The sequence below is a fragment of the Blautia caccae genome (genome assembly GCF_040095955.1).
GTDB classification, from domain to species: domain Bacteria; phylum Bacillota; class Clostridia; order Lachnospirales; family Lachnospiraceae; genus Blautia; species Blautia celeris.
The window spans coordinates 1-560 of record NZ_JBBMFP010000110.1 but is presented as its reverse complement, the minus strand read 5'-3'; the positions used below and the strand labels follow the sequence as shown (position 1 = coordinate 560).

Below are 560 nucleotides of genomic sequence, written 5' to 3'. Positions count from 1 at the left end.
ATGGATTTACATACGATGGAGTGCCGAATGCAACCATTTTTAAGGATTCATCTTTAACACCGGAAGCAATAATAAGAGTTATGAAAGTAGACGCGGATACGGGAGCTTCATTAACAGGAGCAGAGTTTAAGGTATATGAATGGAGTAAGGCAGATAAGGCTTATAAAATAAAAGAACTTCAAACTCTTATCTATGATGCGAGACTTAAGGTTTATCAGACTAAAACACCTGTTGTAAAAACAGAGGATAATGAAGGCAAATTCAAAGTGTTGGAAACTAAATTGCCTAATGGTTATAAGTGCCCATGGAGTAAAGAAATTACCGTCACAAAAGATGGAACGCAGACGTTATCTTATGAAGCCCCAAATTATCATACGAGAAATCTTACCATTAATAAAAAAATCAAGGCTGATGAGATTACATGGGCACATGGCAACCCCACCTTCTTATTCACCGTGCAGGGCGAAGACATCAATGGCGTGTCCCACACCTATCATCGTTCAGTGGAGTTTACGGAAGATTATGTGACAAAGCACAGCACAAATGGCTACGTTACATTG

Annotated in this window: 1 protein-coding gene; it reads left to right on the top strand. The window is 38.9% G+C overall.

Annotation, left to right across the window (positions count from 1 at the left end; genetic code table 11):
- Nucleotides 1-80: 80 nt before the first annotated feature.
- A partial coding sequence (locus tag WMO65_RS26465; protein ID WP_349064934.1) for a SpaA isopeptide-forming pilin-related protein occupies nt 81-560 on the top strand: 480 nt, incomplete at its 3' end.